The sequence below is a fragment of the Streptomyces flavofungini genome (assembly GCF_041028215.1).
Taxonomy (GTDB): Bacteria; Actinomycetota; Actinomycetes; order Streptomycetales; family Streptomycetaceae; genus Streptomyces; species Streptomyces flavofungini_B.
Map to the genome: position 1 here is coordinate 1 of NZ_JASKYR010000808.1, position 3,112 is coordinate 3,112.

Consider the following 3,112-nt stretch of genomic DNA (forward strand, 5'->3'; position numbering starts at 1 on the left):
GAGTGGACCCAGGACCGGCTCTCCGCGCTCTCGTACACCATCGCCGCGGGCACCTCGCAGATCCAGCGGAACATTGTGGCCGAGCGCATCCTCGGCCTGCCGAAGGGGCGGTGAGGCGGGCGTGGACTTCCAACTCACGGAAGACCAGACGGCGTTGCGCAGAGGTGTGCGCGAGGTGCTGGCCGGGCGGTTCGCCCTGCGGGACGCCCTGGAGGACCCCGGCCGCGTCGACCGGGACCTGTGGCGGACGCTCGGCGACACGGGGTTCTTCTCCCTCGCGCTCGACGAGGCCCGCGGCGGGGCCGGCCTCGGGCTCCCGGAGGCCGCACTCGCCTTCGAGGAGGCGGGGCGGGTGCTGCTGCCGGGCCCCGCCGTGGCCTCGTTCCTCGCGGCCGGGGAGGTGCCGGGCGCCGCCGAGGGGACGGTGGTGGTGACCGCCGTCGACGGGGTGCTCGTGCCGTGGCTCGACGAGGCCGACGCCGTACGCGGGGACGCCGCCGGAGCCGTGCCGCTGCGGTCCGTGGACCCGCTGACGCCCCTGCACCGGGTGCCGGGCCCGGGGACGCGGGCGCCCGCCGGAGCGGTGCTCCTGACCGCCGCCGAACAACTGGGCAGCGCTGGACGGACGTGCGAACTGGCCGTGCGATATGCCCGCGAACGCGAACAATTCGGACGTCCCATCGGATCGTTCCAGGCCGTGCAGCACCTCTGCGCACACATGCTCGTCCGCACCGAACTCGCCCGTGCCGCGGTGTACGCGGCGGCCGTGACCGGGGACGAACGGGAGATCGCCGGGGCCAAACTCCTGTCCGACGACGCGGCCACGCGCAACGCGCGGGACTGCCTGCAAGTGCACGGCGGCATGGGCTTCACCTGGGAGTCCGAGGTGCATCTGCACCTCAAGCGGGCCTGGCTCCGTGCCGAGCTCGGGCGGACGGCGGCCCATGCCGAGGAAGCGCTTGCCGAAGCTCTCTGACAACGGACGGTGACGCTACGGAGCGTTGATATCGGGTTGTGTCCTACGCGTGACTCGTCACGGCATGGAGTCGGTGTCCGGCTCGGGTACCTTGTGTCAGATGCGAGTGGTTCTGAGGCTGAGCCATCCCGGTGCTGCCCCTGAGGCGGCTCCGGGTCCGGCGATGCGCGCCGCTCGCCACGCAGGCCGGGGTCCCAGGCCCGCCTGTTCGACTCCCCGCGGTACGCGTCGCACAGTATGCAGCACGCGTACTCCTTCGCGCTTGAATATGCCCGAAGCGCTTGTTGGGGTGACTGAACGTCAATCATGCTGTCTCCGATGGGGATCACGCTCCGTGACCCCGTGGAGTCGCGAGGCGATGTGTCCGCCGGTTCGGATGGTGTGAGCGGTGCAGGTGCTTCATGTTCAGCTGGAGGTCGGGGCTGACCCCGCGGAGGTGGGACGGGCCAGGCGCTGGGCCCGTTCACGGCTCGCGGGTTCAGGGATAGAAGCCGACGAACCGGTGGCCGAGACGCTGATCCTGCTGATCTCGGAACTGGTCACCAACGCCGTGGTGCACACGGGCTGCCCGGCGGTCCTGCGCATGCTGCTCCCCGGCGTCCCCGAGGACGCGCCGCGGACGGTGCGCGTCGAGGTGGCGGACACCAGCGCGAGGCCGCCCAAGCAGCGCCACGCCGACGGCGACGACACCAACGGCCGCGGCCTCGAACTGGTCAGCGGACTCGCCGACCGCTGGGGCTGGCAGCCCGAGGGTGCGGGCAAGAGCATCTGGTGCGAGGTGGACCGGTGCGACCCGGACGTCCCCGCCGTCGCCTTCGACGGGGTGTCCTACGGCGACACCGACGTCGACGCGGCGTACGAGGCCGTCTGAACCCGTAGCGAACGGCGGGCGTACGCGGTCGTCCTGGCCCTGCGCCGCGTGCGCCGTCGGGTGACGCGATGCGCGCGCTCGTGCGCGGGTGGGGCAAAGCAGGCATAATTCCCTTGTCGCCCAGTGGGTATTGACGCATCGTGTCCGATTGATCACGCTTGTGGACAGCGATTCGCCGCGAGGGGACGACGAGGGCGCCGGGCACGGCAGTCCTTGACGAGACGCGGGTCGCGCAGTCGGCGTCGGTCCCCTCGCGCGCGAGGGTGAGTACCAAGCGCCGAGCCGGATGGCGGCGTGCGGCACCGCGCTCGGGGGGCGGGGCCTCGCGCCGCCGTTCACGCCGCCCCCGCCGCCGTCCGTTCGCCTACAGCACCGCCACGGGAGCCACGGGCGTCCCCGTGCCGCCGACGAACGGCTCGGGCATCGCGGACAGCAGGAAGGCGTACCGCGATTGTTCTGCACAGGCTGTGGACAACTTTTCGAGATTCCAGTTCTGCCCCTGGATCATCCCCATCTCCACCAGGTCGAGCGCGTGCACGGGCAGCCACAGGTTCTCGATCTCCGGCGGGAAGATCTCGAAGGTGAGCGTGTCGTTGGCGACCGCCGCCACGTCGCGCGCGTGGAACCACTCGGGCGTACGCACCGACAGGCCGGGCGAGGGGTAGCCGTACGCGTGCTTGTCGCCCGCGAGATAGACCTGGAGCTGGCCCGTGCGGACGAGGACGATGTCGCCGGGGCGGACCTCGACACGCCCGAACTCCGCCGCCTCGTCCAGGTCTTGTGGGGTGACCGCGTGGTCCCCGGGCAGCCGTTCGAGGCCCTTGGCGCGGGCCACGTCCAGCAGGACCCCGCGCGAGACGACGTGGGGCACCTTGTCTATCCCGCTGAAGCGGGACCGGCCGTGTGCGGTGATGGTGTCCGCCGGGCGGCCGTTGTAGATCTTCCCGGAGTGCGACACATGGGTGAGCGCGTCCCAGTGGGTGGCCGTCTGAAGTCCCATCGTCACCGCGTCGTCGCTGGTCGCGACCGTGCCGGGGCCGAAGATCTCCTGGTTGATCTGCACCATGGTGTGCAGCGGGTTGGCGCGGCCCGGGATCAGTCCCGTCTGGACGCCGTCCTCCTTGAGGGGGAGCGCGAGCGGGACGCGGCGGCCCGAGCGGACCTCSGCGGCGGCCGCGCGGACGACCCCGTCGGTGACGAGGTTGAGCGTGCCGATCTCGTCGTCGGCTCCCCAWCGCCCCCAGTTGTTGACGCGTTCGGCGATG

At 71.5% G+C, this 3,112-nt stretch carries 4 protein-coding genes; 3 read left to right on the forward strand and 1 reads right to left on the reverse strand.

Annotation, left to right across the window (positions count from 1 at the left end; all coding sequences use genetic code 11):
* From AB8Z36_RS34770 to AB8Z36_RS34780, 3 genes are all read left to right on the forward strand, one after another.
* A partial coding sequence (locus AB8Z36_RS34770) for an acyl-CoA dehydrogenase family protein (RefSeq protein ID WP_369217379.1) occupies window positions 1–114 on the forward strand: 114 nt, incomplete at its 5' end.
* Window positions 115–121: 7 nt separating this feature from the next.
* Entirely contained in the window at window positions 122–976 is an 855-nt protein-coding gene (locus AB8Z36_RS34775) for an acyl-CoA dehydrogenase family protein (protein ID WP_369217376.1), read from the forward strand.
* Between the two features lie 388 nt (window positions 977–1,364).
* Window positions 1,365–1,847: an ATP-binding protein gene (locus tag AB8Z36_RS34780; RefSeq protein ID WP_369217377.1), complete on the forward strand. Its 483-nt coding sequence runs from the start codon at window positions 1,365–1,367 to the stop codon at window positions 1,845–1,847.
* Window positions 1,848–2,211: 364 nt separating this feature from the next.
* Here AB8Z36_RS34780 and AB8Z36_RS34785 read toward each other — a convergent pair whose 3' ends face one another.
* Window positions 2,212–3,111: a cyclase family protein gene (locus AB8Z36_RS34785; RefSeq protein ID WP_369217378.1), complete on the reverse strand. Its 900-nt coding sequence runs from the start codon at window positions 3,109–3,111 to the stop codon at window positions 2,212–2,214.
* Window position 3,112 lies beyond the last annotated feature (1 nt).